Origin of the sequence: Nostoc sp. FACHB-190, assembly GCF_014696905.1 — a bacterium.
GTDB lineage: Bacteria > Cyanobacteriota > Cyanobacteriia > Cyanobacteriales > Nostocaceae > Nostoc_B.
The window spans coordinates 80,766-104,784 of record NZ_JACJQW010000023.1 but is presented as its reverse complement, the minus strand read 5'-3'; the positions used below and the strand labels follow the sequence as shown (position 1 = coordinate 104,784).

Sequence of the window (24,019 nt, the reverse complement as noted above, 5' to 3'; positions counted from 1 at the left end):
GCGATCGCAATGCGGGAAGTCACTCACTGCGGTAGTCTAGATGAATGTGAATGTATCGCCTGGTTTGACATAACGTTATTATGACTTCAGTTGTTTCCAGTGCAACCCGCACGATTCGTATTGGTTCTCGTAAAAGTCAACTTGCTCTAGTTCAAACATACTGGGTAAGAGAGCAACTACAAAAAAGTTTCCCAGATATCAATTTTGAAGTCCACACCATGTCTACCCAAGGCGACAAAATCCTGGATGTAGCGTTGGCGAAGATTGGCGATAAAGGACTATTTACAAAAGAACTCGAACTGGGAATGATCAACCAAGAAATTGACTTTGCAGTTCATTCCCTCAAGGATCTGCCGACTAATTTACCAGAAGGCTTAACCTTAGCAGCAATTACCGAACGGGAAAACCCCGCAGATGCTTTAGTTGTGCATGAAAAGTACAAAGACAAGCAAATTGACACTTTGCCAGAGGGTGCAGTCATTGGCACATCCTCACTGCGACGATTGGCACAGTTACGCAATCAATTTCCCCACTTTACCTTTAAAGATGTGCGCGGTAACTTGAATACCCGCTTGGCAAAACTCGATGCTGGTGAATATGATGCCCTGATTTTAGCAGCTGCTGGGTTACAACGCTTGGGTATGGGCGATCGCGTTCATCAAGTTATTTCCAAAGAAATTTCCCTCCACGCTGTCGGACAAGGCGCTTTAGGGATAGAATGTCGCGCTGATGACCAAGATTTGATATCTTTACTCAAAGCAATTGAACATCCCCAGACACGCGATCGTTGTTTAGCAGAAAGAGCATTCTTACGTGACCTTGAAGGTGGTTGCCAAGTACCCATCGGTGTAAATACAGAAATTGTTGATGGTAATTTAACATTAACAGGTGTAGTCGCCAGTGTAGATGGTCAAAAACTTGTTAAAGATACCGTCACAGGTGCAGCCAGCAACGCCGAAGCATTAGGGACAGAATTAGCTAACCTTCTACGGGAACAAGGCGCTCAAGAAATTCTTGAGGAAATCTTTGCTGAAATCCAACGGGGTTCTTAGGATACTGGCAAACAGATGTGGTTAGATAAGAGTTGAGATTAAAGGATGAAGTGTAAAGGATCAAGATTCTTTGATTAAACTGCCTTTATACTTCAGACTTCTTGTGAAAATATAGGCAGAACCGGGGAAACAACAAAGACCATGCGGATTCTATTCGTTGCAGCAGAAGCAGCTCCCGTTGCGAAAGTAGGAGGAATGGGTGATGTTGTGGGAGCATTACCTAAAGTCTTGAGAGAAATGGGGCATGATGTCCGCATCTTCTTGCCTTACTACGGGTTTTTACCAGACAAAATGGAAATCCCCAAAGACCCGATTTGGTGGGGATATGCCATGTTTCAGGACTTTGCAGTTTACGAAAGTGTGCTGCCCGGTACGGATGTGCCTTTGTATTTATTTGGACATCCTGTATTTAATCCCCGCCGCATCTATTCGGGCGAAGACGAAGATTGGCGGTTCACCTTTTTTGCCAATGGTGCGGCTGAGTTCTGCTGGAATTACTGGAAGCCAGACATCATCCACTGTCACGACTGGCATACAGGGATGATACCCGTGTGGATGCACCAAGACCCAGATATCACCACAGTGTTTACGATTCATAACCTGGCTTATCAAGGGCCGTGGCGTTGGTATCTGGATAAAATTACTTGGTGTCCTTGGTATATGCAAGGACACAACACAATGGCAGCAGCAGTGCAGTTTGCTGACAGGGTAAATACCGTTTCCCCAACTTATGCCGAACAAATCAAAACACCCGCGTATGGTGAAACTATCGAAGGTTTGCTGTCATTTATCAGTGGGAAGTTATCAGGGATTGTCAACGGTATAGATACTGAGGTTTACAACCCAGTCGATGATAAATATATTGCACAGACATTCTCGCCAGACACTTTAGATCAGCGTAAGAAAAACAAAGTTGCTCTACAAGAAGAAATGGGGTTAGAGGTCAACTCTCAAGCCTTTTTAATTGGTATGGTGAGCCGATTAGTCGAGCAAAAAGGCTTGGATTTGGTCATCCAAATTTTAGACCGCTTCATGGCGTATACAGATGCCCAATTTGTGTTGTTAGGGACAGGCGATCGCTATTATGAAACTCAAATGTGGCAATTAGCATCCCGGTATTCTGGACGTATGGCAACTTACCTGTTATATAACGATGCCCTATCACGTCGGATATATGCGGGTACTGATGCCTTTTTAATGCCCAGCCGTTTTGAACCTTGCGGAATTAGCCAAATGATGGCGATGCGCTACGGTTCAGTTCCCATCGTTCGCCGCACCGGGGGATTAGTTGACACTGTAACCCACCATGACCCAGTTAATGAAGCTGGTACAGGTTATTGCTTCGACCGCTACGAACCCTTAGATTTGTTTACCTGCATGATCCGCGCTTGGGAAGGTTTTCGTTTCAAACCTCAGTGGGGCGAACTGCAAAAACGCGGGATGAATCAAGACTTTAGTTGGTATCGTTCAGCCAAGCAATACGATAAGCTGTATCGTTCAATGTTTGGTTTACCAGACCCAGAAGAAGAAGCACCACAGCCAGAGTTAGTTTTAAATCAGTAGTTTTAAACGCAAAGTGGCGCAGAGTTAAACGCAGAGGAACACAGAGAGTTTTTGTTTTTTATCTGCGTTTATCTGCGTTTCATTATTTTCTAAATACAATGACTGAGGAACGAGAAAGAGCCGATAATGATTCGCCGTGGAAAGAAATTTTAGAAGCATACTTTCCCCAAGCAATGCAGTTTTTCTTTCCCCAAACAGCAGCCCTAATTAATTGGGAACGCCCCCACGAATTTCTCGACAAGGAATTTCAACAAATTGCCCGCGAAGCCGAACTTGGAAGAAGATACGCCGATAAATTAGTTAAAGTTTGGCAAATTGATGGGGAAGAAGTTTGGTTGTTAATTCATGTCGAAATTCAGGCGAAACCAGAAGATAACTTCGCCGAAAGAATGTTTTTGTATAACCTGCGAATTTTTGATAAATTTGCCAAACCAGCCATCAGCCTAGCAATTTTATGTGACGCTGACTCTACTTGGAGACCGAATCAATACAGTTACAATTATCCTGATTGCAGTCTGATTTTTCGATTCGGCACTATCAAATTGCTAGATTATCAAAATCTCTGGACAGAATTAGAAACCAGCAATAATCCTTTTGCGACAGTTGTCATGGCGCATTTAAAAACGCAGCAAACCAGCAAACAGCCAGGAGAACGGAAAAATTGGAAATTCAGCTTAATTCGCCGACTTTATGAACAAGGGCTAGAAGAAAGAGACATTCGTAACCTCTATCGTTTTATCGATTGGGTTATGATTTTACCAAAAGCATTAGAAGCAGAATTTTGGCAAGACTTTAAGTTATTCGAGCAGGAGCTTACTATGCCTTACATAACTACAGGCGAGCGCATTGGCTACGAGCGAGGCAAGGAAGAAGGTAAACAGGAAGGTAAACAAGAAGGTAAACAGGAACAAACACAAATACTTGTCTTACGACTACTGCAAAGAAGGGTGGGCAATTTACCCGACGAAGTTCGTCAACAAGTTCAAGGTCTTTCTTTAGAACAATTGGAAGCACTGAGTGAGGCTTTATTAGATTTTAGTGCGATCGCTGATTTACACAACTGGTTACAAACCAATCAAGCAGTATAGTTTAACTTGGAAATTAAATTACCACAGGCGATCGCCTGTAGTGAGGCTTTATGAAATTTTAGTGCGATCGCTGACTTACTCAACTGGTTACAAGCAAATCAAGCAGGATAGTTTAAGTTTTGTAACTAATAAAAGTAAAAAATAATCCTCACTTCTTTTGGTGAACCTAAAGCTAAGAGTTTCTCAAAAAAATAATCAAGAAATTCAGAACCAACAAATTCTCTATAACTTTCTACCCAACTGACTTGTACATTATCTGATTTAGGAAGATAATTCGAGTTTAGAGAATAGCAGTGCGCGTTTTCTGGCCATTGTTCGTAAGGAAATGGTTGATTACTAGAAAACAAGTTTGCGTACTGTGGTTCAACCAAGCCGTAAAATTTAATGAGTTTTTCCCAATTAAAACTAATCAGTTCTTGAACCAAAAGCCAAGACGCATTCCAACAATTATCATCTTCAATTTCAATATAAGTTTTTAAGAAAGGTGAAAGGTCTTTTGGCAACCCTCGTGGTCGAGATATAGGTATAATATCTACACCATACAACTTTAAAAATCTTTCCCGGCGCACACCTGCTAGAACAGCAAAAAACCCATAAGGTCTGCCGATATCTATGATTTCTAAAGTAGATAAATCTTGATGTGACTCCTTACTTAAATCCTCAGTTATTGATAATGGTGTCCATTGTCCATCCTGTAGACGTTCTGCAAATATTTTAATATCAGTACCCATAATTCGTACAGCCAAATTTAATTTTTGGTAAAGGCAAAATGAAAGTAATCAAGAAGTATTAAAAAGCATAATATGAGTTAAATTACCACAGGCGATCGCATAAGGTGAGGTTTGATGAGATGTTGCTACGATCGCTGATTTACTCAACTGGTTACAAGCCAATCAAACAGCATAGTTTAAGTTTTGTAACTAATAAAAGTAAAAAATAATCCTCACTTCTTTTGGTGAACCTAAAGCTAAGAGTTTCTCAAAAAAATAATCAAGAAATTCAGAACCAACAAATTCTCTATAACTTTCTACCCAACTGACTTGTACAATATCCGCTTTAGGAAGATAATTCGGATTAAGAGAATATAATTTCGCTTCCTCTGGCCATTGTTCGTAAGGAAATGGTTGATTATCAGAAAATAAATTCGCGTACTGTGGTTCAACCAAGCCGTAAAATGTAATGGGTTTTTCCCAATCAAAATTGATCAGTTCTTGAACCAAAAGCCAAGACGCATCCCAACAATCATCATCTTCAGTATGCGATTTCAAAAAAGGTGAAAGGTCTTGTGGAAGACCTCGTGGTCGAGATATAGGTCTGATATCTGCACCATACCACTTTAAAAATCTTTCCCGGCGCACACCTGCTAGAACAGTAAAAAACTCATAGTGTGTGCCGATATCTATTCTTTCTAGAGGTGAAAATTCTGCTGTTGATTTTTTTAGACCGCGACCTTTTGGTTTTAGCACTGCTGTCCATTGTCCATCTTGTAGAAACTCTACAAATATTTGGATTTGAGTACTCATAATTTGTGCAAATAAATTATTTTTTTGGGAAAGGCGTTTTGCCTCTCCCTATTTATCAACTCACTCCCAAATAATTCTTTACAATTTGCAAAATTCTCTCGGCTGCATGACCATCACCGAAAGGATTAATCGCGTTAGCCATTGCATCATACGCCACGGGGTTACTCAACAACTCAGCCGCCGCCGCCAAAATACTCGCGCTTTCAGTCCCCACTAGTTTAGCTGTACCCGCCGTTACAGCTTCAGGACGTTCTGTGGTTTCTCGCAAAACTAACACTGGTTTACCTAAACTTGGCGCTTCTTCTTGCAAACCACCAGAATCAGTTAATAAAAAATGCGATCGCCCAATTGCACCCACTAATTCGGCATAATCTAAAGGTTCGGTCAAAAATACGCGCGGATGTTGCCCTAATAATGCTTGCAATGGTTCCCTAACTGTCGGGTTGCGATGCAGTGGTAACACCAAAGCAGTATCAGGAAACTTATCTAATATTTGCAGAAAACCTTGGGCGATCGCTTGTAATGGTTCTCCCCAATTTTCCCGGCGGTGAACTGTGGACAACAACACGCGATATTCATTCCAATTCAACCCCGGAACATTACAAGCTGGCTGACTCGCCGCCACATTTAATAGTGCATCAATCACAGTATTCCCCGTCAGGTGAATTTCGCCCAACACCCCAGAACGTTGCAAATTCTCCACCGCCAAAGTTGTTGGTGCAAAATGCAGTTGCGTAATTTGGGAAATTAACCTGCGATTCGCTTCTTCTGGATAAGGATTGTAAATATTATCAGTTCTTAACCCAGCTTCGACATGACCCACAGGAATTTTTTGATAAAAAGCTGCCAAGGCTGCGGCAAAAGCTGTAGTCGTATCTCCTTGGACGATAACTAAATCTGGTTGATTTTTTTGAAATAATTCTTCTAATCCGCGCAAGCTGCGACAAGTAATATCGCTTAAAGATTGTTTCGGCTGCATAATCTCTAAGTCATCATCGGCTTTGAGGTTAAACAGTTGCATCACTTGTTCAACCATTTCACGATGCTGTCCAGTTAAAATTACTTGCAACGCAAATTCAGGAGATTGCTGGAAAACCTGAATTACAGGCGCTAGTTTAATCGCCTCTGGACGTGTACCTAAAATAATGCCAACTCGCTTTTTATTAGTCATGGCTGGTAGTCATTAGTCATGGGTCATTGGTCAATAGTAAATGTTTCATCCCTACAAATGACAAATGACTAAGGACTAATGACTAAAAATGAAAAAACCCGGCTGAACCGGGCAGATGTACTGTTTGTCGTGTTTAACGCAATAGTTTTATTTGATTTCACAAGTTAAAGGGCAAGCTGCATATATAGAGGTCTTTTGTAATTCTTCAGTCTCTCCATGCAACCAGCTTAACCATTTGATGTCACTGGGATGTACACCTTTGAGGGTGAGAACACCAGCTGCGATCGCCACTGCCAAAATATTGAACAAAATTAACCCACCACCTACTAGTAAAACCGCACTAACAGGCATGACAGATTGTAAAACAATCGACAACAGACATCCGACCGTAGCCATCAAAACCACTAATGGAAAACCGACAACTAACAAACATACTGCCAACGTGAAAGTCCATATCAAGAAGCTTTTAATCATCATTAAGGAGTAGGTCTTTCCGAGATTAGAGCCTTGAGCCGAAACCATGACTTTTCCTCCTAAGTACACAGCAATCAATTTAATATCAGTGAGATAACGCTGTTGGCGAATCAACTGATTGTTTCAGTGAATCCCAGTATATAAAAAGGAATAGGAAAAATGAGCATTTAGTAACTTAACTTTACAGTTAAGTTTTTCTAATTATGAATGTAAAGTTCCGTTGATTTCTTGCTATGGAACTGGTTTGTGCCATCTATCTCAAGGAGTAGAAGCTAGTTCTTAACAGCCTCATCAGAATGTTTTCCACCCCGCAAATTGATCCCCTTAATATTTCTTATAAAAACTGGGGATGTCTCTCATAAATCACTAATTTGTCTGAAAAAAATACCTGCTGCTGATTTGGCTTTTAGCTGCTAGTCAATTGCCGGAATTTTGCGGAGAAATTTCTCATCTAATCGCCGGATGTTTTCACATTTGATTAAATGTATTATATATTGCTTTTATTTATAAGGGTTATCACTGAAGGATATATCAGGTTGCAGTGTGCTAAACAAGTTTATATAGACTTCAGGATTTTTTAACCTAATGGAGAGATTTGCACATTATCTAAAAAAATATACTAACAGGCAAACTAGGTGTAACGAAATGTTGCGATAAAGTTCTCAGCTAAGGAGCAGCAACAAACCTGCTGTCTGCCGTCCTTAGAACCACCAACACAGATTTTTTGCAGATTCAAGTTCATAACTCCCTAATTTTTAAGATATATGACAGAAACACAAAACTCTGCCAATTCCCATCCTGCTGCTCCTCGGAATGTGCCGCCTATGCCGCCGCCACCACCATCATTAGCGACACAACGGCAGCATACACAAACATTAGATATGTCTGCCCACCGGAATACAACTCAACCTGCACCACCGCCACCAGTTGCAGGTAATCGTCCCGCAAGTCCACCACCAGCAGCAAAAAATCCTTCTGGGCTAACCTTGGGAGCAATTATTAAAGAAGCTTTTGATAACGGTTATTCAGATATTCACCTTGGCGTAGGTGAAGTTCCCCGCTTCCGCAACCGTGGCGAAATTAGTCCCACAGAATATCCCGAAACAGATAATGCAACTTTCATGAGTTGGTTACGGGAAGTGATGACAGAGAAAGAAATTCAGCAATTTGAAGAAAACCTCGAATTTGATGGTGCAACTCAATATGAATTCGCCCGTGTTCGGTTGAACGTTTTTGGCTCGCTGAAAGGCCATGCAATGGTACTGCGGTTGATTCCCCTGAAAATTTTATCAATGGAACAGTTGCGCTTACCGCCAGTTTTCCGAGATATCTGCCACTCTCATAAAGGCTTAATCTTAGTCACTGGGCCGACTGGTTCTGGTAAATCCACCACAATGGCGGCGATGATTGACTATATTAATCGGGAAATGGCCAAGCACATCATCACCATCGAAGACCCGGTAGAATTTGTTCACCAAAGCCGCAAGTCATTGGTGAAACAACGGGAAGTAGGGATGCACACCCGCAAGTTTGACAATGCTTTAAAAGCAGCTTTGCGGGAAGATCCAGATTTGATTCTGGTGGGGGAAATGCGGGATAAAGAAACCGTCAACACCGCCTTGAAAGCTGCCCAAACAGGTCACTTGGTAATGGGAACTCTGCACACCAACAGCGCCGTAAAAACCATTGAACGGATTTTGAATTTATACTCTGGTGCAGAACAGGATGCGATGCGGGTAGCCTTGGCAGAATCGTTGGTGGCAGTCATCGCCCAAGGATTGTGTCGAACGACTGATGGTAAACGAGCTGCATTCCACGATATCTTAATTAACACTGAGGCGGTTAAAGAATGGGTCAAAGACGGTAAATATGATGAAATTACCGAATTGATGAAACAAGCCAGTTTCGACGGCATGATTACCATGAATCAGTCGTTACTCAATCTTTATCAAGAAGGTCGCATTACTGAAGAAATCGCTTTAGAAATGTCACCAACTCCTAACGAAATGGCTCAGTTTCTCCGAGGACGAGTTTAATTACAGTAAAGGTAAAAAGTTATCGCCTCGGCTTTTTACCTCCAAGTTCCCCAACCCCTGTAACTAGCTTGACTACACCTAAACTCTTTTTACCTAAAGTTTTTAAAGGCATTGCCTTATTCACACCCGGAGGCGATTTAATTTATTGCATCGACCCGAATAAACAGGGTCGATGGCATTTGCATTTGTGTGCTGCTTTACAAGAAATTCTCGATTTATCGGAACCGCCACATTTTTTAGTTCCTTGTTATACTGCCACAGTTGACCACTGGTTAGATCCCCATACGCAACAAATTCGGACTTTTGCCGAGGCTTATCCGGCAGTATTACAACATCAAGCTTTACTGAATACAATTTTTCATACGGGCGATTTAATCTGGCAAGCTGCACCTTGGCAAGATGGTTTGTGCGATCGCATGGTGTTAGGCACTTATCGTTCCACATTTCCCCAACTTTGGGAAGACCACGACTTAATTGTGAACTTAGATTTATCCGAAAAGGCTCCCAAATACTATCCACCAGTCAGAGCCACACAAAACATCCAACAAAAAACCCAATGTTACGTTTTGCGTTTATTTATTGCGGGTCATAGCGCCAATACCGAACGGATACTGCACAATCTACACGAAATGTTAGAGCGATCGCTCAAATATCCCTACACTTTAAAAGTGATTGATGTTTTAACTCATCCAGAACAAGCAGAAATTGATCAAGTGTCGGCAACTCCCACTTTGGTGAAAGTTTGGCCGCAACCAATTCGACGCATCGTCGGCGATTTAGATAACGCCGAGAAAATTTTCCAAATGTTAGGTACTAAAGAAAAATTATAAAAAATTTATCGGATTTAGTATTCTGGCTCACAAAAAAAATCAACAATTAGTTTTACTCAAGAAGATTGGCAGGTTAAATTTAATTTTTAATTAAGCTTTCCCACCCAAAAAACTTTGTATATTGCTTAGTAAATTGGGATTTATTTGGCCAAAAATGCTGGCGTTGCTGTTAGGAAAACCGTAAGTAAGAATTAGCCTCAGTTTTCATAGTTCAATTACATACTGTCTTGACAGGTATAAGATTTTCATGCTTTATTGAGTTAATTACAGTAACTCGATGGAGATGCTGTAGATAGCGGGGTAAATCTTTAATGAACAAGTCGCAGCATCCGGCTAATATACATACTTGCATTGAGAAAACAGCACAGTTAATGCGAGTTTTGTATCAAAAAATCGGGAGAATTTGGTTCAACCAAACCTCTGTTAAAAGATTTGCATATTTATGCTTTTTAGGTGCGATTTTAAGTGTAGTTATCTCTGCTTGTGCAGGGAGTTATTCAGCGACAGAACCAGAAATTAAGCTAAGACTAGTTTCTTTTTCGGTCACTAAAGCAGCCCATGACCAAATTATTCCTAAATTTGTCGAAAAGTGGCAGAAAGAACACAACCAAAAAGTAGTTTTCGACCAAAGTTATGGCGGTTCTGTCGCTCAAGCAGCTGATGTAATTTCAGGTAAGCAAGAAGCAGATATAGTCCACTTAGCACTGCCGTTAGATGTCCTGAGAATTCAACAAGCTGGTTTAATTAAATCCAGTTGGCAGATTAGAACCCCCAGAAATGGTATTGTTAGCAAATCGGTAGCAGCAATTGTTACCCGTGAAGGTAATCCGAAAAAAATTCAAACTTGGGCAGACTTAGCGAAAGACAATGTACAACTCATTGCAGCTAACCCCAAAACTTCTGGAATTGGCATTTGGGAATTATTAGCTTTTTGGGGTTCGGTTACACAAAATGGCGGAGATGAAGCAACAGCATTAAACTACATTGCCAAAGTTTATCAAAATGCTGCCGTTCTCACCAAAGATGCCCGTGAAGCCAGTGATGTGTTTTTTCAAAAAGCTCAAGGCGATGTTTTAATCACCTACGAAAATGAGGTGAATTTAGCAGAAAAAACAGCCACAAAACTACCTTATGTCATCCCAGAATTAAATATTTCGATAGATAATCCTGTGGCTGTAGTAGACAAAAATGTTGATCAACACAAGACAAGAAAAGTAGCTGAGGCATTTGTTGACTTCTTATATTCTTCCGAAGCCCAACGGGAATTTGCTAAATTACAATACCGTCCGGTAAATCCTACAGTTACCCAAGAAGTAATCTCACAATATCCCCCCATTCAAACTTTATTCACAGCCCAAGATTTAGGGGGATGGGACATAATTCAAACCAAATTTTTAAACGATGGGGCAATTTTTGACAAAATTAAAGCTAATAGTAAAGCATAAATCCTCATCCAAATTCAGGGAATTAGCAATTGTATGAATTTTATTTCTCAATGCAAAAATAACCTATTACTGCTGTCTTTACTGGTAATTAGTTATAGCCTAACAGCTTGTAGTAGTCAAAAAGAAAAGCAAAAACAAGTCAGTATTGATGGTGCGGCTGTAGGATTTCCGATTTCTTTAGCAGTAGCAGAAGAATATCATAATGTGAAAGCTGATGCTGTTGTGAGTGTTGCATCAAGTGGTACTGGGGGCGGAATCAGTAAATTTTGTGCAGGAGAAATTGATATTGTTGGTGCTTCACGTACCATTAGAGATGAAGAAATCACTAAATGTAAAAGTAAAAATATTGAATTTTTGGAAATACCCATCGCTTTAGATGGTATAGCCGTAATTGTGAATCGGCAAAATGATTTTGTGCAATGTTTGACTGTTGATGAATTAAAAACAATTTGGAGTGCTAAGGCAGACAGCAAAATTTTAACTTGGAATCAAGTTAATCCGAAGTTCCCTAATGAAAAGATGAAACTTTATGCGCCTGCATCGGATACAGGTACATTTGATTATTTTACCCAGGCGGTGACAGGTAAAGCTAAAAATGGTCGCACAGATTATACTCCCAGCCACAATCAAAATACTTTAGTGCAAGGGGTAGCAGGAGATAAATATTCTTTAGGTTATGTGGGTATTTCTTACTACATTCAAAATCAAGACAAGCTGAATTTAGTAGCTGTAGAAAACCCTAATGGCAAGTGTGAAAAGCCTGTACCAGTGGATAATGTCGTGAAAAATATTTACACACCATTATCCCGTCCTTTGTTTATCTATGTGAGTAAAAAGTCGTTAGATACAAAGCCAGCAGTACGAGAATTTGTTGATTTTTATTTAGAAAACTCCTGGAAATGGGTAGATAGCGCAGGTTATGTGGCTTTACCTGATGAAGCCTACGTGAAAGTTAAACAGAAATTTCTCAAGGGGGAAACCGGCACAAAATTCAAAAAAGCTAAACCAGGTCAGCCAATTACTAACTTTATTTAATTTATTGATTTATGAGTGCCATCAATCATCAAAATGGTTTTCAGGAAGATTCTCGGCGATCGCTAGAAAAAAATCCATCCGAAGATATTACCGAAAAGATTATCGCCACAATTTTATTTTGCTGTGGTTTAGTCTCGGTTTTAACAACCTTTGGTATTGTCGTTATTATCTTTCAGGTAACATTTGAGTTCTTCCAAGAAGTCCCCCTAGCTGACTTTTTTCTCGATACTAAATGGACACCTTTATTTGCGGAAAGACATTTTGGCATTTGGCCGTTAATTGCGGGGACTTTCTTAACTACTCTCACTGCGATGGCAGTAGCGATTCCTTTGGGTTTATCTTCCGCAATTTATTTAAGTGAATATGCCCAACCTAAAGTCGCTGCCATTTTGCGTCCAGCAGTGGAACTTTTAGCAGGGATACCAACAGTTGTATATGGATATTTTGCCCTGTTATTTGTGACCCCATTCCTGAGAAATTTTCTGCCTCTAGAAATCTTTAATGCTATGAGTGCAGGCTTAATGATGGGAGTGATGATTACCCCGACAGTTGGTTCTATTAGTTTAGATGCGATTCAAGCCGTGCCGAATTCTTTAAGAGAAGGCGCGTATGCGTTGGGCATTACTAAATTAGAGTCGATTTTTAAAGTGTTATTACCCGCAGCACTTTCAGGAATTACGGCTTCGATTATTTTAGGTATTTCTCGCGCTGTTGGTGAAACAATGACCGTGGTAATTGCTGCTGGACAACAGCCAAAACTGACTGTGAATTTGATGGAGTCAGTCGAGACGATGACAGCTTATATGGCACAGATTTCTGGTGGAGATAGCCCCAGAGGAAGTCTCAATTTTAAAACTTTATATGCTGTCGGGGCTGTGTTATTTCTGCTAACTTTGGCATTAAATATTGTTAGCTACTGGATTTCCCATAGATTTAAAGAAAAATACGATTAATCAATATGGCTACAAGTTATCAAGGTAATGATTTTTTCGATTCTAGTGCAGAATTTACCGATAATATTGAAAAAAGAGAGTCACTCGGTAAGGTATTTGAAATCATTTTTTTATTGGGGTTGTTGATTGGATTATTTATCTTGGCATTACTGGTTTTTGATATTTGCCAAGATGGATTAGTCAGATTTGTCACCCCAGGTTTTTTAACAGAAACTCCATCGCGGTTCCCGGATGAGGGAGGTATTCGTCCCGCAATTGTTGGGAGTATTCTGTTGGCAATTATTGTGATGTTAGTTGCAGTGCCAATTGGTGTAGGAGCCGCTTTATATTTAGAAGAATACGCTCCTAAAGCTTGGTGGACTGCCATCATCGAAATTAATATTAGTAATCTTGCTGGTGTACCTTCAATTGTGTATGGGTTGCTGGGTTTAGGAGTATTTAATTATTTGTTGGGTTTTGGCCCGGCTTTAATTTCTGGAGCTTTAACTTTATCTTTGTTATCCTTACCAGTAATTATCGTGACATCTAGAGAAGCGATTCGTGCAGTACCGGATTCTTTAAGACACGCTTCCTATGGTTTGGGTGTGACTAAATGGCAAACTATTTACCATCACGTTATCCCCTATGCGATTCCTGGGATATTAACAGGGGTGATTATTTCTGTATCTCGTGCTGTGGGTGATGCAGCTTGTTTAATAGTAGTTGGGGCTGTGAGTTTTTTGACTTTTGATCCTGGGTTATTCCAGAGATTTATGGCTTTACCAATTCAAATTTTTAGTTATCTCAGTCGTCCAGAACCAGGTTTTGCTAATTCATCAGCCGCAACAATTATTGTGATGTTGTTGTTGATTTTAGTATTGAACGGGATAGCGATTTATGTTCGCCAACGCTTTTCAATCACTCGATAGGTATTGCTTTAGGTAACGGCAAATTTTTGCAGATATCAAATAGAAATCTTCAATTTAGGTGTAACGGTCATGACTCACAATGATAATAGAAGCAGGCAAAGTAATAATACACTGATTCAAGAAAGAAATGTGTTTGATATTGAGGGTCTGAGAGTTTACTATAGTGGTTTTTTGGCTTTGCTGGATGTTTATCTACAAATTCCCGAAAAGCAAATTGTAGCTTTTATTGGCCCTAGTGGTTGTGGTAAAAGTACTCTGTTGCGATGCTTTAATCGGATGAATGATTTGATTCCCGGTGCGAAAGTTGAAGGCAGATTAAATTACCGCGATCGCAACATTTACGATCCTAAAATTAACTCAGTCAAATTACGCCGCCAAGTCGGGATGGTGTTTCAAAGACCAAATCCTTTCCCAAAATCCATATATGAAAATATTGCTTTTGGCCCCCGTTCTAACGGTTATAAAGGTAATTTAGATGAATTAGTCGAAGATTCCCTCAGACGCGCAGCAATTTGGGATGAAGTCAAAGACAAACTCAAAGCTAAAGGTACAGCATTATCTGGTGGACAACAACAAAGACTTTGTATTGCACGGGCGATCGCGATGAAGCCAGATGTATTATTAATGGATGAACCTTGTTCCGCCCTTGACCCCATTTCCACGCGCCAAGTAGAAGAACTCTGCTTAGAACTCAAGCAACAATACACCATTATTATGGTGACTCACAACATGCAGCAAGCTTCGAGAGTTGCAGATTGGACAGTATTTTTTAATACCGAAATTGATGAACATGGCAAACGCCGTGGTAAATTAGTCGAATTTAGCCCGACAGTTCAACTGTTCTCTTCTCCAACTACCAGAGAAGCAGAGGAATATATTAGTGGTCGTTTTGGTTAGATGAAAGAGGCTAGTACAACAAGGCAAAAGTAAAAGGTCAAAAGGAAAAAGAAAGAATAGTGATAACATCAGCCTTTTAGCAATTTCTTATGGTCACTGAGCGCCGTCGAAGTGTGGTCACTGAGCGCCGTCGAAGTGTGGTCACTGAGCGCCGTCGAAGTGTGGTCACTGAGCGCCGTCGAAGTGTGGTCGGTTTATTTACGCCGAACTGTACTAGCCCCTAGATTCATAAACAGCGTTTAATTGTTGCTAACACAGATTCAGAAAGTGCCGAAAAATCATAACCACCTTCTAAACCAAACAGAATCTTTCGAGTTATACCCAAACAGTACTCTGTAAATAAACCATAATCTTCTGGAAGTAAGTTCATACTTGCCAAATGATCGGCGGCATTAGCATCGTAACCGGCGCTGACAATTAATAAATCAGGTTGAAAGTTTTGTAAGAATGGAATTATCTTACTTTCTAACAGTGGGCGATAAGCGTTGATATCACTACCTGGGGGCAGTGGCACATTTAAAACGTTATTATGATAGCCACGTTCGGAAGCTCTACCAGTGCCAGGATAGCAAGGGTACTGATGAAGAGAACAGTAGGCAATTTGGGGGTGAGTTTCCACGATCGCCTGAGTTCCGTTACCATGATGTACATCCCAATCCAGAATCGCCACACGCTTAACATCTGGTTGTTCTAGTGCATAAAAAGCTGCGATCGCAGCATTAGAAAATAAACAAAAACCCATCCCAGAATCACTTTCAGCATGGTGTCCCGGTGGACGCGCCAGCACAAAAGCCGGATTTTCTGTAGCTAAGACAACATCAACACCATCTAACCAAGCACTCACCGCCAACAATGCCACATCATAGCTATTAGCTGAAACGGGTGTATCACCATCAAGATAGCCACCGCCACTAGCCGCAATTTCGCCCAGTTTTTTGACGTAGGCGGGGCTGTGGGCTTGTAATAATAAAGACATCAACGATGGGTTGTCAGCAACGGGAGTCGGTTCGCGCCAAGCAATCTTTTCTGCAAATGCCGCTTCTTTTAACGCTGTGACAATGGCTGTTAGACGTTCTGGTTTTTCTGGATGATAATTTCCCGTTTTGTGATTCAAAAACTCATCCGAATAGATGACTGGTAGCATAGGTGGCAATCATCAAAGTTACTGAATGCCATTGTATAGCAGAAGGCAGGGGCAGTGGTTCGGCTTCGCGGTAATCGAGCGAAGCGATGCACTGAGCTTGTCGTTCGCGTAGCGTCTCCGGTAGGAGAAGTGTCGAGATTCACCAACCAGGCAGGAGGCAGGAGTTATCAACTCTTAAACCCACTATCTTGAGACTGTCATTAGTCATTAGTCTTTAGTATTGACAGATGACTAATGACCAATGACAGCCTCAACTAGGAAATGTGCCGCTTGAATGCAAACTTGTTTATTTACCCATTTCTGTAAGTAACCGTTGAATTACCACTGCATCTTCAGCATCAGGAACTTTGGATAAGTAATTTTGTAAGTCTGTGACTGCTTGCGGGTAATGTCCTAATTGATAGTAAAGCAGACCGCGATCGCGGATTTCTAACATCGCTGCCGGAAATAACAATAAAATTCGTTCCACAGCAGAGAGGGTTTTTTCCAAATCTTGCTGTTTGAGATATATGTATTTTAAGTTCGTCAGCATCCTAGCCAAAAATTGTCGATTGCTGACAGTGGCTAAAAATTCGGGTTTGAGGCTGACAGGTTGTTGAAACATTTGGGTGAGTCGTTCCTGACAATCCTCTGCAAACATTACCTCACCCCGATTAAAAGCATCCACAAAAATCTCCATATCTGGAATATCAGGACGGATGAGAAAATGTCCTGGTAATCCTATACCCACCATCGGGAACCCAATTCTGTGGGCAATTTCTAGATAAACCAGTGCGAGAGTGATGGGAATCCCGATACGGCGGTCAATCACATCATTTAAAAAGCTGTTGCGGGGGTCGTAGTAGTTGCTACTATTGCCCGTAAATCCCAAATCATCATACAAATACTGATTTAAGCTTTGAATCAACCGCAACGGATAGCGTGGAGTTGGTAAACGTTCTTGAACCTCTTGTGCCATTGTATCGAGGGCATTGAGATATTCTTCCGGGTCAAGGTTGGAATATTCTTCTTGGGCAATGTATAGTGCTGCCTTGGCCAAGTTGATATACTCGTCAGGTTGCTGAATCTCTTGGTAAAAATATTGTCTTGCTGACGAGAAATTCATAAGCAAATTCTGCTGTAAATCTAAGATGAAGCTAGGGCAAATAGGGACTGAGCGATTTTTGCACTTATCTTTATCTTAAGTGAAGAGCATGAAAGTAAAACGCCGAATGCAAAATCGCGCAACTTGATCAAACAGCATTCAGGAATCAGCCTTCAGAAATCAGAATCATAAATAAGTTAGGAGTCTACTAGATAGAAATTTTCATAGCCTGATAAAGCAATTCTGAATGATTTACAAACATCTTTCTACCTTGTCTTGTGTTCATACCTTCCAAATCAGACTGCTATCGTACTGATTTTCTATTTCTCTTGCCATTCTGAATTATTACTGAGAATGTAATCTTTTTCACTCAAAATCTTTATTATAACTAGATAAATAAATGACGAAAATTATTAAAAAATGTCGTTGATTGTGATTCTGATTTATTTTTATCAAAAATTGATTTATTGATAAAATCTGTAAAAATTTGTTTATACCAATTTAAAATTTTTCTTATATTTTATTCGTCTTATTTTTATATTTAATTATAAAAATATCTTGAAGGAATTAGGTTTATTTACAAAGTTTTATTATTGAGTTTGAACTTGTAATCGTCTCAAGTATTTACAAAATCAACTTTTGCGAGTAAATATACAGAATTAAAAATGTAATTATTGTGTAAACAACCGTATTTCTACTATCCAAAAAAATAGTTACCTACTAATCTAATTACATAGACCAGCGAGAACAGATAAAGATTAACTCGCTCAGATTCGGCAGAAATGTGTTTTCAAAGTGTGGTTACAGTACTACGTTGATAATCAGCGATCGCGGCTAGAGATGAATTCAGTTTACAACCATAATACTTGCTACTTTCTGGCATAATTCTTGCTGAAAATCCCCAAGCTTTAGCAAAAAAATATTGCCAACATCACGTTTAATTGGTAGAAAAACATGAAATCTCTCCAGGGTTTTTTCAAAACAGGTGCATTTTCTTTATTAGGTTTAGGATTAGTAACCGCACCTGCCCAAGCTGTCAATATTACTACTAGCAGTGACCCAAATATTTTAGTTAACAACATTTTAGGTTCAGGGATTACAATCTCTAATGCTACCTATCAAGGTGCATCAATAGCATCTGGAATCTTCACAGATGGTTTAGCTTCAGGTATCGGCATAGATAGAGGGATTATTCTCACTACTGGTAATGCAAAATTGGCATCCGGGCCAAATACTACTGAAAGTGCATCTAGTAGCAACAAAGTACCTGGTGATACTGACTTAAGTGCTTTAATTTCTGGTGTAAAAACCTTTGATGCTAGTGTATTAGAATTTGAATTTACATCCACAACTGGCAATCTGTTTTTTAATTATGTTTTCGCTTCCGAAGAATATAACGAATATGTAAATTCTCAATATAACGATGTATTTGGTTTTTTCTTAGACGGTAAAAATATTGCCTTAATTCCTGGAACTAATACACCAGTTTCTATTAATACTGTTAATGGTGGTAATCCATTTGGTAGTAATGCCACCAATCCGCAATTATTTAATAATAATGCCTTAAGTGATGGTGGAATTTATAATCTGCAATATGATGGTTTTACCAACATCTTTTCTGCACAATTCTTAGGTTTGAGTGAAGGCGTACATCGACTGAAAATAGCAATTGCAGATGTGGGAGATTATCGTTACGATTCTGCGGTGTTTATTCAAGCAGGTACTTTTTCTGCTGGTGAATTGCCAAAACCAAAACCCACACCCGTTCCGCAACCAACAACTCCAGTACCTACACCAACACCCGTAAAACAAGTACCAGAACCCACCACTATTGTAGGTATATTGGCTAGTGCTGCTTTTGGTCTGACATCCCTCCGCAAGCGGACATTAGCAGCAACAAAACCTCTCCGCTAAATTTTATGTAAAAATACGGAAACTTCATTATTAAATTACAAAGTAAGAAGTACTCTATAAAAGTAACTTCACAGGAATAACACGTAGTAAGATAACTGCCAAGCTCAAAACTTGTAGTCAAACCCACTGTTTACCAGAATTTGCTGCTTGTTCTGTGATGCGATCGCCTATTAGGAGTAGTTTTCCCCTAAAACACAGTACCCCTAGACAAGTTACTTAACAAACCGCCCGTATTACTACTGGCCTCTTTCTTTGGAAAAACATTCTACTTAAAGTATGGCTAAATCAAATTTTTTTTCCACATTCAGTAAACTAGGACTCACATTAACTACCATCACAGCCATAGGCATGGCAACATCTCATACAGCTAATGCCGCCACCTTGTTGTCTGACAACTTTAATAGTGAAAATGGTGGTGTGGGAAGTTTAAACTACAATGCTTTTACTAATTGGAACGTTTCTGGTGGCAGCGTTGATTTAATTGGGAATGGTTTTTTTGACTTCTTCCCTGGTAACGGACTGTATCTTGATACAGATGGCTCGACCAGTAATGCTGGCAGAATTACATCAAAAACAGCATTTACATTTAATCCGGGAGATTTAGTTGACATCAGTTTCGATCTTGGTGGCGCTAGTAGACGAGGCGAAACTAACTCCGTAATTGTCTCTTTGGGCAGTTTGTTCAACGAAACATTTACCTTACCAGCTAACGAAGCTTTGACTACCATTCGCCGTAGGATTAATGTCGCCACACTTACCACTGCTAATTTAGCCTTTGAAGGCGTTGGTGGAGATAATGTTGGTTTAATCCTGGATAACATTACTCTGTCACGCACAACAACATCAATTCCTGAACCTAGTGCTTGGTTGGGTGTATTAGCATTGGGGGCTTTAGGTACAGTTTCAGTATCTAAGCGTCAACTCCAGAAACTAAAAGCTAAAGCATAAATAAATTTTCACTCAACTTTGTAGCGCCCGTGTCAGAATACATCTGACGCGGTGTTTTTTGTTTTTAGCCTCATTTCCAAAACAAAACACTGGTCTTAAGGAATTACTAACGGAGTTATGTCCCCTTCCGGTGCTACAGTGAAAGATGACATTGCTTAATCTTTTGTCATCAAAGACCTCATCTGAAATATAGCTTCAATCATTAGGCTCAGCATGGTCACCGCAGAAAAAACAAACATAGGCTACATTACCCAAATCATTGGTCCTGTTGTAGACGTTAAATTCCCTGGCGGTAAATTACCGCAAATCTACAACGCTTTGACCATCAAAGGCACTAACGAAGCTGGACAGGAAATCAACCTAACCGTCGAAGTACAGCAACTGCTGGGCGACAACCAAGTTCGAGCTGTGGCGATGAGTTCCACCGACGGTCTAGTACGCGGTTTGGAAGTTGTCGATACAGGCGCTGCCATCAGTGTACCAGTGGGTAAAGCTACCCTGGGTCGGATTTTCAACGTCCTTGGCGAACCTGTTGACAACAGAGGGCCAGTAAATGCGGAGGAAACCTTACCTATCCACCGCGATGCTCCCAAGCTAACTGAACTGGAAACCAAACCTTCCGTTTTCGAGACCGGAATTAAAGTCGTTGACTTGCTAACTCCCTATCGACGTGGCGGTAAGATTGGTCTGTTCGGCGGTGCAGGTGTCGGTAAGACCGTGATCATGATGGAGTTGATCAACAACATCGCTACCCAGCACGGTGGTGTATCCGTATTTGCTGGTGTGGGTGAGCGTACCCGCGAAGGGAACGACCTCTACAACGAAATGATTGAATCTGGGGTTATCAACAAAGACAACCTCAACGAATCAAAAATCGCGCTGGTTTACGGTCAGATGAACGAACCACCCGGAGCAAGAATGCGGGTTGGTTTGTCTGGTTTGACAATGGCTGAGTACTTCCGTGATGTCAACAAACAAGACGTATTGCTGTTTGTTGACAACATCTTCCGCTTTGTACAAGCAGGTTCAGAAGTATCTGCGCTACTAGGTCGGATGCCATCTGCGGTAGGTTATCAGCCTACACTGGGTACTGACGTAGGTGCATTACAAGAACGGATTACCTCGACAACCGAAGGTTCTATCACCTCCATTCAAGCGGTTTACGTACCTGCGGACGACTTGACCGACCCCGCACCTGCAACCACCTTCGCTCACTTGGATGGTACTACAGTACTATCTCGTGGTTTGGCTGCTAAAGGTATTTACCCTGCGGTTGATCCTCTGGGTTCTACCTCAACAATGTTACAGCCCAACATTGTAGGTGACGAACACTACAACACTGCTCGTGCTGTGCAAGCAACCTTACAACGCTACAAAGAATTACAAGACATCATCGCAATTCTCGGTTTAGATGAATTGTCTGAAGATGACCGTCTGACTGTAGCACGCGCTCGGAAGATTGAGCGTTTCTTGTCTCAGCCCTTCTTCGTAGCAGAAGTATTCACCGGTTCTCCTGGTAAATACGTAAAATTGGAAGACACCATCAAAGGCTTCCAGAAGATTCTGTCTGGTGAATTAGATGCTCTACCAGAACAAGCCTTCTACTTGGTAGGCGATATCAACGAAGCGATCGCCAAAGCTGAAAAGCTCAAAGGTTAATACTCAGTGAACAGTCATCAGTGAATAGTCATCAGACATGAAAACTGTTCACTGATAACTGATAACTGATAACTGATAACTGATAACTGAAACATGGCATTAACCGTTCGTGTAATTTCCCCAGACAAAACAATCTGGGATGCTGAAGCTGAAGAAGTAATTTTACCCAGTACAACTGGTCAGTTAGGTATCCTCAGTGGACACGCACCACTGTTAACCGCCTTGGACACAGGGGTAATGCGTGTTCGTGCCGGCAAAAATACTAACTGGCAAGCGATCGCACTTTTGGGTGGTTTCGCAGAAGTAGAAGCTGATGAAGTGACAATTCTAGTCAATGGCGCAGAACGTGGCGACACCATCGACGTAGACAGCGCACGCACAGCTTACAACGAAGCCCAAACCCGCCTAGCTCAAGTTCCAGCAGGCGATCGACAAGCTCAAATCCAAGCTAACCAAGCATACAAACGCGCCCGCGCTCGTTTTCAAGCTGCTGGCGGTTTGGTGTAAACATTGCTCATAATCTGCAATTTTGTAGAGTAGGCTATCTGCTTGCTCTACAAATTTTTTTGAGGAAGTTTTGTGATGAACATCTAACAACCAAACGCGATAACTTCGTTAAGCTACGCTAACGCACTCCCAATCAGCATTAAGGGCTATTCCTGTAAAATCTCTTGATAGCGCATATAGCGCATATATGTATTATTTCCTAGTTTATAATTGGTGTGAATAAATCATAGTCAAACCTTATGTTGCAATCGATTGAAGGAATTTATAAAAATGGCAAAGTAGAACTTGCCGAACTACCATCAGATGTGTCAGAAAGTCGGGTAATCGTAACTTTTTTAGAACCAAGAAATTATTTGCAGCATTCACAAATAATGACATTTGGGATGTTCTCAGGGGAAAATCAATCCACGGAAGACGATTTCGGTATAGCTGAATTTCATGGAGATAGAGAAGATTATTTAGACTGGTCAAAATAATCTATGAAATATGTTGTTGATACCCATGCGCTTATCTGGTTTCTAGAAGGAAACATCGCGCAGATAGCAGAGGCTTTGGAGTTAAGTGTGGATGATGTGAAAAAAGCTGCACAAAAGTCTGAGTAAACAAGGGGATATAAGCGATCGTACTTCCCAACATCATACAGGCGATCGCAGATCAGTTTGGGGTTACACTCAGGAAGCGCGGACGACCTGCTAAGGATGAAGAGGAAAAGTATGAGCCGGTTTCCATTAGATTTCATCCTAAAATCATAGCTTGGGCAAAGAAAGAGGCAGAAAAGCGAGGGATAGGCTATCAAACGGTTATCAATGAAGCACTATTGGAGAAAATAGGCTAAAACTTAATGATTGCACTTTCTCCTCAACTTAATAAATGCGATCGCATTCCTCAAAACTACCAACAGGCGATCGCATGTGGCATTTAGCTTGCTACCTTGTTCAAAAAACTGTTGAAGCGATCGCTATCCATCAAGCCATTTTCTGATAGTATGCGTCGCACTGCAACTAAATGCAATGTTCTGACATCCGCTTGTTGCTCGTAATCAGGCAGGACTATTAGTGTACCAGATGATGGATGCTGGTAAATCTTTTGAGAGCCAAAGGTCTGCATGGTTACAAACCCTGTCTCTAAGAGCAATTTCTCTAATTCTGTGAATTTAATTTCTCTAACCATGATGACGAATCACTCCTTGTAACTGGCTGAGAACATTATTTTTAAATTTAGCAAATATTTTGATCGCCTGCTGATTTAATACGTTGTCTTTAGATAAACGCACAGTTACACTATCACCAACATTCGCTAAATCGAATCCCTCAATGCTTTCAAAATATGCTTGTATATATAACCAATAAGCTTGGCTATTTTTTGCATCATATACAATTAAAATACATGGCATTGGTTCAACCAACCATAATTCTAAATCCGAGCGGGTGATAGTAAAAGTAATGGTTTTTTGGTCTGCAAGTATAGAGAGAGAATCTGTAGCTTTTAACTGTACATATATCTGACCATTTTCAATCTCACCTCCAGCATTATAAGTAAAAATCACTAGATCGTAGCCATAATCATACTCAATACGCTCTACAGAATACCCGCATAGCAAGATATATCTTTCGACATAATTGACACTTAAATCTGCTATTATATGTTCTCTTGGTCGCTTTTTTCTGGGCATTGAACGGGCTTTTTAGTTCAATATCATCAAGATTATCAAAATTATATTAGCAGTTTCCTAATATTAAACTTCACACATCGCACTCCTTAAAATCAAAAAGCGATGTCATGCAAGCT

At 40.6% G+C, this 24,019-nt stretch carries 25 protein-coding genes; 17 read left to right on the top strand and 8 right to left on the bottom strand.

Annotated features, from left to right (window positions below):
- The first annotated feature begins 80 nt into the window (after nt 1-80).
- From hemC to H6G28_RS22805, 3 genes are all read left to right on the top strand, one after another.
- A complete protein-coding gene (hemC, locus tag H6G28_RS22815; RefSeq protein ID WP_190674404.1) occupies nt 81-1,052 on the top strand; it encodes a hydroxymethylbilane synthase in 972 nt (323 codons plus the stop codon).
- 141 nt (nt 1,053-1,193) lie between these two features.
- Nucleotides 1,194-2,615, top strand: a complete 1,422-nt coding sequence (gene glgA / locus H6G28_RS22810; protein WP_190674401.1) for a glycogen synthase GlgA — start codon at nt 1,194-1,196, stop codon at nt 2,613-2,615.
- 98 nt (nt 2,616-2,713) lie between these two features.
- The gene (locus tag H6G28_RS22805; RefSeq protein WP_190674398.1) at nt 2,714-3,703 is read left to right on the top strand and encodes a DUF4351 domain-containing protein; all 990 of its coding nucleotides are present in this window, start codon (nt 2,714-2,716) and stop codon (nt 3,701-3,703) included.
- Nucleotides 3,704-3,828: 125 nt separating this feature from the next.
- Here the strand turns inward: H6G28_RS22805 and H6G28_RS22800 are convergent, their stop codons facing one another.
- The 4 genes from H6G28_RS22800 to H6G28_RS22785 all read right to left on the bottom strand — a co-directional run bounded on the left by H6G28_RS22800 (nt 3,829) and on the right by H6G28_RS22785 (nt 6,919).
- Nucleotides 3,829-4,434 carry a hypothetical protein gene (locus H6G28_RS22800; protein ID WP_190674395.1) on the bottom strand — a complete coding sequence of 202 codons (606 nt, stop codon included), beginning with the start codon at nt 4,432-4,434 and terminating at the stop codon, nt 3,829-3,831.
- Nucleotides 4,435-4,623: 189 nt separating this feature from the next.
- Nucleotides 4,624-5,226 carry a hypothetical protein gene (locus H6G28_RS22795; protein WP_190591982.1) on the bottom strand — a complete coding sequence of 201 codons (603 nt, stop codon included), beginning with the start codon at nt 5,224-5,226 and terminating at the stop codon, nt 4,624-4,626.
- A gap of 55 nt (nt 5,227-5,281) precedes the next feature.
- Entirely contained in the window at nt 5,282-6,397 is a 1,116-nt protein-coding gene (gene wecB, locus H6G28_RS22790; RefSeq protein ID WP_190674393.1) for a non-hydrolyzing UDP-N-acetylglucosamine 2-epimerase, read from the bottom strand.
- Nucleotides 6,398-6,544: 147 nt separating this feature from the next.
- Nucleotides 6,545-6,919: a hypothetical protein gene (locus tag H6G28_RS22785; RefSeq protein ID WP_190591984.1), complete on the bottom strand. Its 375-nt coding sequence runs from the start codon at nt 6,917-6,919 to the stop codon at nt 6,545-6,547.
- Between the two features lie 716 nt (nt 6,920-7,635).
- On the opposite strand from H6G28_RS22785, the gene H6G28_RS22780 reads away from it, so the two are divergent.
- From H6G28_RS22780 to pstB, 7 genes are all read left to right on the top strand, one after another.
- Nucleotides 7,636-8,907, top strand: a complete 1,272-nt coding sequence (locus H6G28_RS22780) for a type IV pilus twitching motility protein PilT (protein ID WP_190591985.1) — start codon at nt 7,636-7,638, stop codon at nt 8,905-8,907.
- Between the two features lie 68 nt (nt 8,908-8,975).
- Entirely contained in the window at nt 8,976-9,737 is a 762-nt protein-coding gene (locus tag H6G28_RS22775; RefSeq protein WP_190591986.1) for a circadian clock KaiB family protein, read from the top strand.
- Between the two features lie 371 nt (nt 9,738-10,108).
- Nucleotides 10,109-11,182, top strand: a complete 1,074-nt coding sequence (locus H6G28_RS22770; protein ID WP_396020666.1) for a sulfate ABC transporter substrate-binding protein — start codon at nt 10,109-10,111, stop codon at nt 11,180-11,182.
- Between the two features lie 33 nt (nt 11,183-11,215).
- On the top strand, nt 11,216-12,217 hold the full coding sequence (locus H6G28_RS22765) for a PstS family phosphate ABC transporter substrate-binding protein (protein WP_190674388.1): 1,002 nt from the start codon (nt 11,216-11,218) through the stop codon (nt 12,215-12,217).
- Nucleotides 12,218-12,228: 11 nt separating this feature from the next.
- Complete coding sequence (gene pstC / locus H6G28_RS22760) at nt 12,229-13,170, top strand: phosphate ABC transporter permease subunit PstC (RefSeq protein WP_190591989.1); 942 nt, start codon at nt 12,229-12,231, stop codon at nt 13,168-13,170.
- A gap of 5 nt (nt 13,171-13,175) precedes the next feature.
- Nucleotides 13,176-14,078, top strand: a complete 903-nt coding sequence (pstA, locus tag H6G28_RS22755) for a phosphate ABC transporter permease PstA (protein ID WP_190674385.1) — start codon at nt 13,176-13,178, stop codon at nt 14,076-14,078.
- 69 nt (nt 14,079-14,147) lie between these two features.
- A complete protein-coding gene (gene pstB, locus H6G28_RS22750; RefSeq protein WP_190674382.1) occupies nt 14,148-14,975 on the top strand; it encodes a phosphate ABC transporter ATP-binding protein PstB in 828 nt (275 codons plus the stop codon).
- Between the two features lie 226 nt (nt 14,976-15,201).
- On the opposite strand, the gene H6G28_RS22745 is transcribed toward pstB, so the two are convergent.
- Entirely contained in the window at nt 15,202-16,119 is a 918-nt protein-coding gene (locus H6G28_RS22745; protein WP_190592930.1) for a histone deacetylase family protein, read from the bottom strand.
- A gap of 286 nt (nt 16,120-16,405) precedes the next feature.
- The gene (locus tag H6G28_RS22740) at nt 16,406-17,224 is read right to left on the bottom strand and encodes a SirB1 family protein (protein WP_190592929.1); all 819 of its coding nucleotides are present in this window, start codon (nt 17,222-17,224) and stop codon (nt 16,406-16,408) included.
- Between the two features lie 933 nt (nt 17,225-18,157).
- Between H6G28_RS22740 and H6G28_RS22735 the strand changes: the two genes are divergently transcribed.
- The 7 genes from H6G28_RS22735 (at nt 18,158) to H6G28_RS36935 (ending at nt 23,066) form a co-directional block, all read left to right on the top strand.
- Nucleotides 18,158-19,117 (top strand): choice-of-anchor L family PEP-CTERM protein, encoded by a 960-nt coding sequence (locus H6G28_RS22735; RefSeq protein WP_190674378.1) that lies wholly within the window; start codon nt 18,158-18,160, stop codon nt 19,115-19,117.
- A 276-nt stretch (nt 19,118-19,393) separates the two neighbouring features.
- Nucleotides 19,394-20,065 carry a PEP-CTERM sorting domain-containing protein gene (locus H6G28_RS22730; protein ID WP_190592927.1) on the top strand — a complete coding sequence of 224 codons (672 nt, stop codon included), beginning with the start codon at nt 19,394-19,396 and terminating at the stop codon, nt 20,063-20,065.
- A 213-nt stretch (nt 20,066-20,278) separates the two neighbouring features.
- Complete coding sequence (gene atpD / locus H6G28_RS22725) at nt 20,279-21,724, top strand: F0F1 ATP synthase subunit beta (RefSeq protein ID WP_190592926.1); 1,446 nt, start codon at nt 20,279-20,281, stop codon at nt 21,722-21,724.
- A 93-nt stretch (nt 21,725-21,817) separates the two neighbouring features.
- A complete protein-coding gene (gene atpC, locus H6G28_RS22720) occupies nt 21,818-22,231 on the top strand; it encodes an ATP synthase F1 subunit epsilon (RefSeq protein ID WP_190592925.1) in 414 nt (137 codons plus the stop codon).
- A gap of 239 nt (nt 22,232-22,470) precedes the next feature.
- Nucleotides 22,471-22,707 carry a hypothetical protein gene (locus H6G28_RS22715; protein WP_190592924.1) on the top strand — a complete coding sequence of 79 codons (237 nt, stop codon included), beginning with the start codon at nt 22,471-22,473 and terminating at the stop codon, nt 22,705-22,707.
- A 3-nt stretch (nt 22,708-22,710) separates the two neighbouring features.
- Nucleotides 22,711-22,833, top strand: a complete 123-nt coding sequence (locus H6G28_RS37435; RefSeq protein WP_277880547.1) for a hypothetical protein — start codon at nt 22,711-22,713, stop codon at nt 22,831-22,833.
- A gap of 17 nt (nt 22,834-22,850) precedes the next feature.
- Entirely contained in the window at nt 22,851-23,066 is a 216-nt protein-coding gene (locus tag H6G28_RS36935) for a BrnA antitoxin family protein (RefSeq protein WP_313949973.1), read from the top strand.
- A gap of 83 nt (nt 23,067-23,149) precedes the next feature.
- Here the strand turns inward: H6G28_RS36935 and H6G28_RS22705 are convergent, their stop codons facing one another.
- Both H6G28_RS22705 and H6G28_RS22700 read right to left on the bottom strand, forming a co-directional pair.
- A complete protein-coding gene (locus H6G28_RS22705; protein ID WP_190674376.1) occupies nt 23,150-23,401 on the bottom strand; it encodes a type II toxin-antitoxin system HicA family toxin in 252 nt (83 codons plus the stop codon).
- Nucleotides 23,394-23,903, bottom strand: a complete 510-nt coding sequence (locus H6G28_RS22700; RefSeq protein WP_190674373.1) for a DUF4365 domain-containing protein — start codon at nt 23,901-23,903, stop codon at nt 23,394-23,396. Before H6G28_RS22700 ends, H6G28_RS22705 begins: the two co-directional genes overlap by 8 nt.
- Nucleotides 23,904-24,019: the final 116 nt, after the last annotated feature.

Bases quoted from the DNA above. Each gene is read 5' to 3' on its own strand.
- pstB (WP_190674382.1), top strand. From the start codon at position 14,148: ATGACTCACAATGATAATAGAAGCAGGCAAAGTAATAATACACTGATT.
- atpC (WP_190592925.1), top strand. From the start codon at position 21,818: ATGGCATTAACCGTTCGTGTAATTTCCCCAGACAAAACAATCTGGGAT.
- H6G28_RS22780 (WP_190591985.1), top strand. From the start codon at position 7,636: ATGACAGAAACACAAAACTCTGCCAATTCCCATCCTGCTGCTCCTCGG.
- H6G28_RS22700 (WP_190674373.1), bottom strand. From the start codon at position 23,903: ATGCCCAGAAAAAAGCGACCAAGAGAACATATAATAGCAGATTTAAGT.
- H6G28_RS22795 (WP_190591982.1), bottom strand. From the start codon at position 5,226: ATGAGTACTCAAATCCAAATATTTGTAGAGTTTCTACAAGATGGACAA.
- atpD (WP_190592926.1), top strand. From the start codon at position 20,279: ATGGTCACCGCAGAAAAAACAAACATAGGCTACATTACCCAAATCATT.
- H6G28_RS22740 (WP_190592929.1), bottom strand. From the start codon at position 17,224: ATGAATTTCTCGTCAGCAAGACAATATTTTTACCAAGAGATTCAGCAA.
- glgA (WP_190674401.1), top strand. From the start codon at position 1,194: ATGCGGATTCTATTCGTTGCAGCAGAAGCAGCTCCCGTTGCGAAAGTA.
- H6G28_RS22800 (WP_190674395.1), bottom strand. From the start codon at position 4,434: ATGGGTACTGATATTAAAATATTTGCAGAACGTCTACAGGATGGACAA.
- H6G28_RS22745 (WP_190592930.1), bottom strand. From the start codon at position 16,119: ATGCTACCAGTCATCTATTCGGATGAGTTTTTGAATCACAAAACGGGA.
- hemC (WP_190674404.1), top strand. From the start codon at position 81: ATGACTTCAGTTGTTTCCAGTGCAACCCGCACGATTCGTATTGGTTCT.
- H6G28_RS37435 (WP_277880547.1), top strand. From the start codon at position 22,711: ATGAAATATGTTGTTGATACCCATGCGCTTATCTGGTTTCTAGAAGGA.
- wecB (WP_190674393.1), bottom strand. From the start codon at position 6,397: ATGACTAATAAAAAGCGAGTTGGCATTATTTTAGGTACACGTCCAGAG.
- H6G28_RS22805 (WP_190674398.1), top strand. From the start codon at position 2,714: ATGACTGAGGAACGAGAAAGAGCCGATAATGATTCGCCGTGGAAAGAA.
- H6G28_RS22785 (WP_190591984.1), bottom strand. From the start codon at position 6,919: ATGGTTTCGGCTCAAGGCTCTAATCTCGGAAAGACCTACTCCTTAATG.
- H6G28_RS22730 (WP_190592927.1), top strand. From the start codon at position 19,394: ATGGCTAAATCAAATTTTTTTTCCACATTCAGTAAACTAGGACTCACA.
- H6G28_RS22765 (WP_190674388.1), top strand. From the start codon at position 11,216: ATGAATTTTATTTCTCAATGCAAAAATAACCTATTACTGCTGTCTTTA.
- pstA (WP_190674385.1), top strand. From the start codon at position 13,176: ATGGCTACAAGTTATCAAGGTAATGATTTTTTCGATTCTAGTGCAGAA.
- H6G28_RS22735 (WP_190674378.1), top strand. From the start codon at position 18,158: ATGAAATCTCTCCAGGGTTTTTTCAAAACAGGTGCATTTTCTTTATTA.
- H6G28_RS22715 (WP_190592924.1), top strand. From the start codon at position 22,471: ATGTTGCAATCGATTGAAGGAATTTATAAAAATGGCAAAGTAGAACTT.
- pstC (WP_190591989.1), top strand. From the start codon at position 12,229: ATGAGTGCCATCAATCATCAAAATGGTTTTCAGGAAGATTCTCGGCGA.
- H6G28_RS22770 (WP_396020666.1), top strand. From the start codon at position 10,109: ATGCGAGTTTTGTATCAAAAAATCGGGAGAATTTGGTTCAACCAAACC.
- H6G28_RS22705 (WP_190674376.1), bottom strand. From the start codon at position 23,401: ATGGTTAGAGAAATTAAATTCACAGAATTAGAGAAATTGCTCTTAGAG.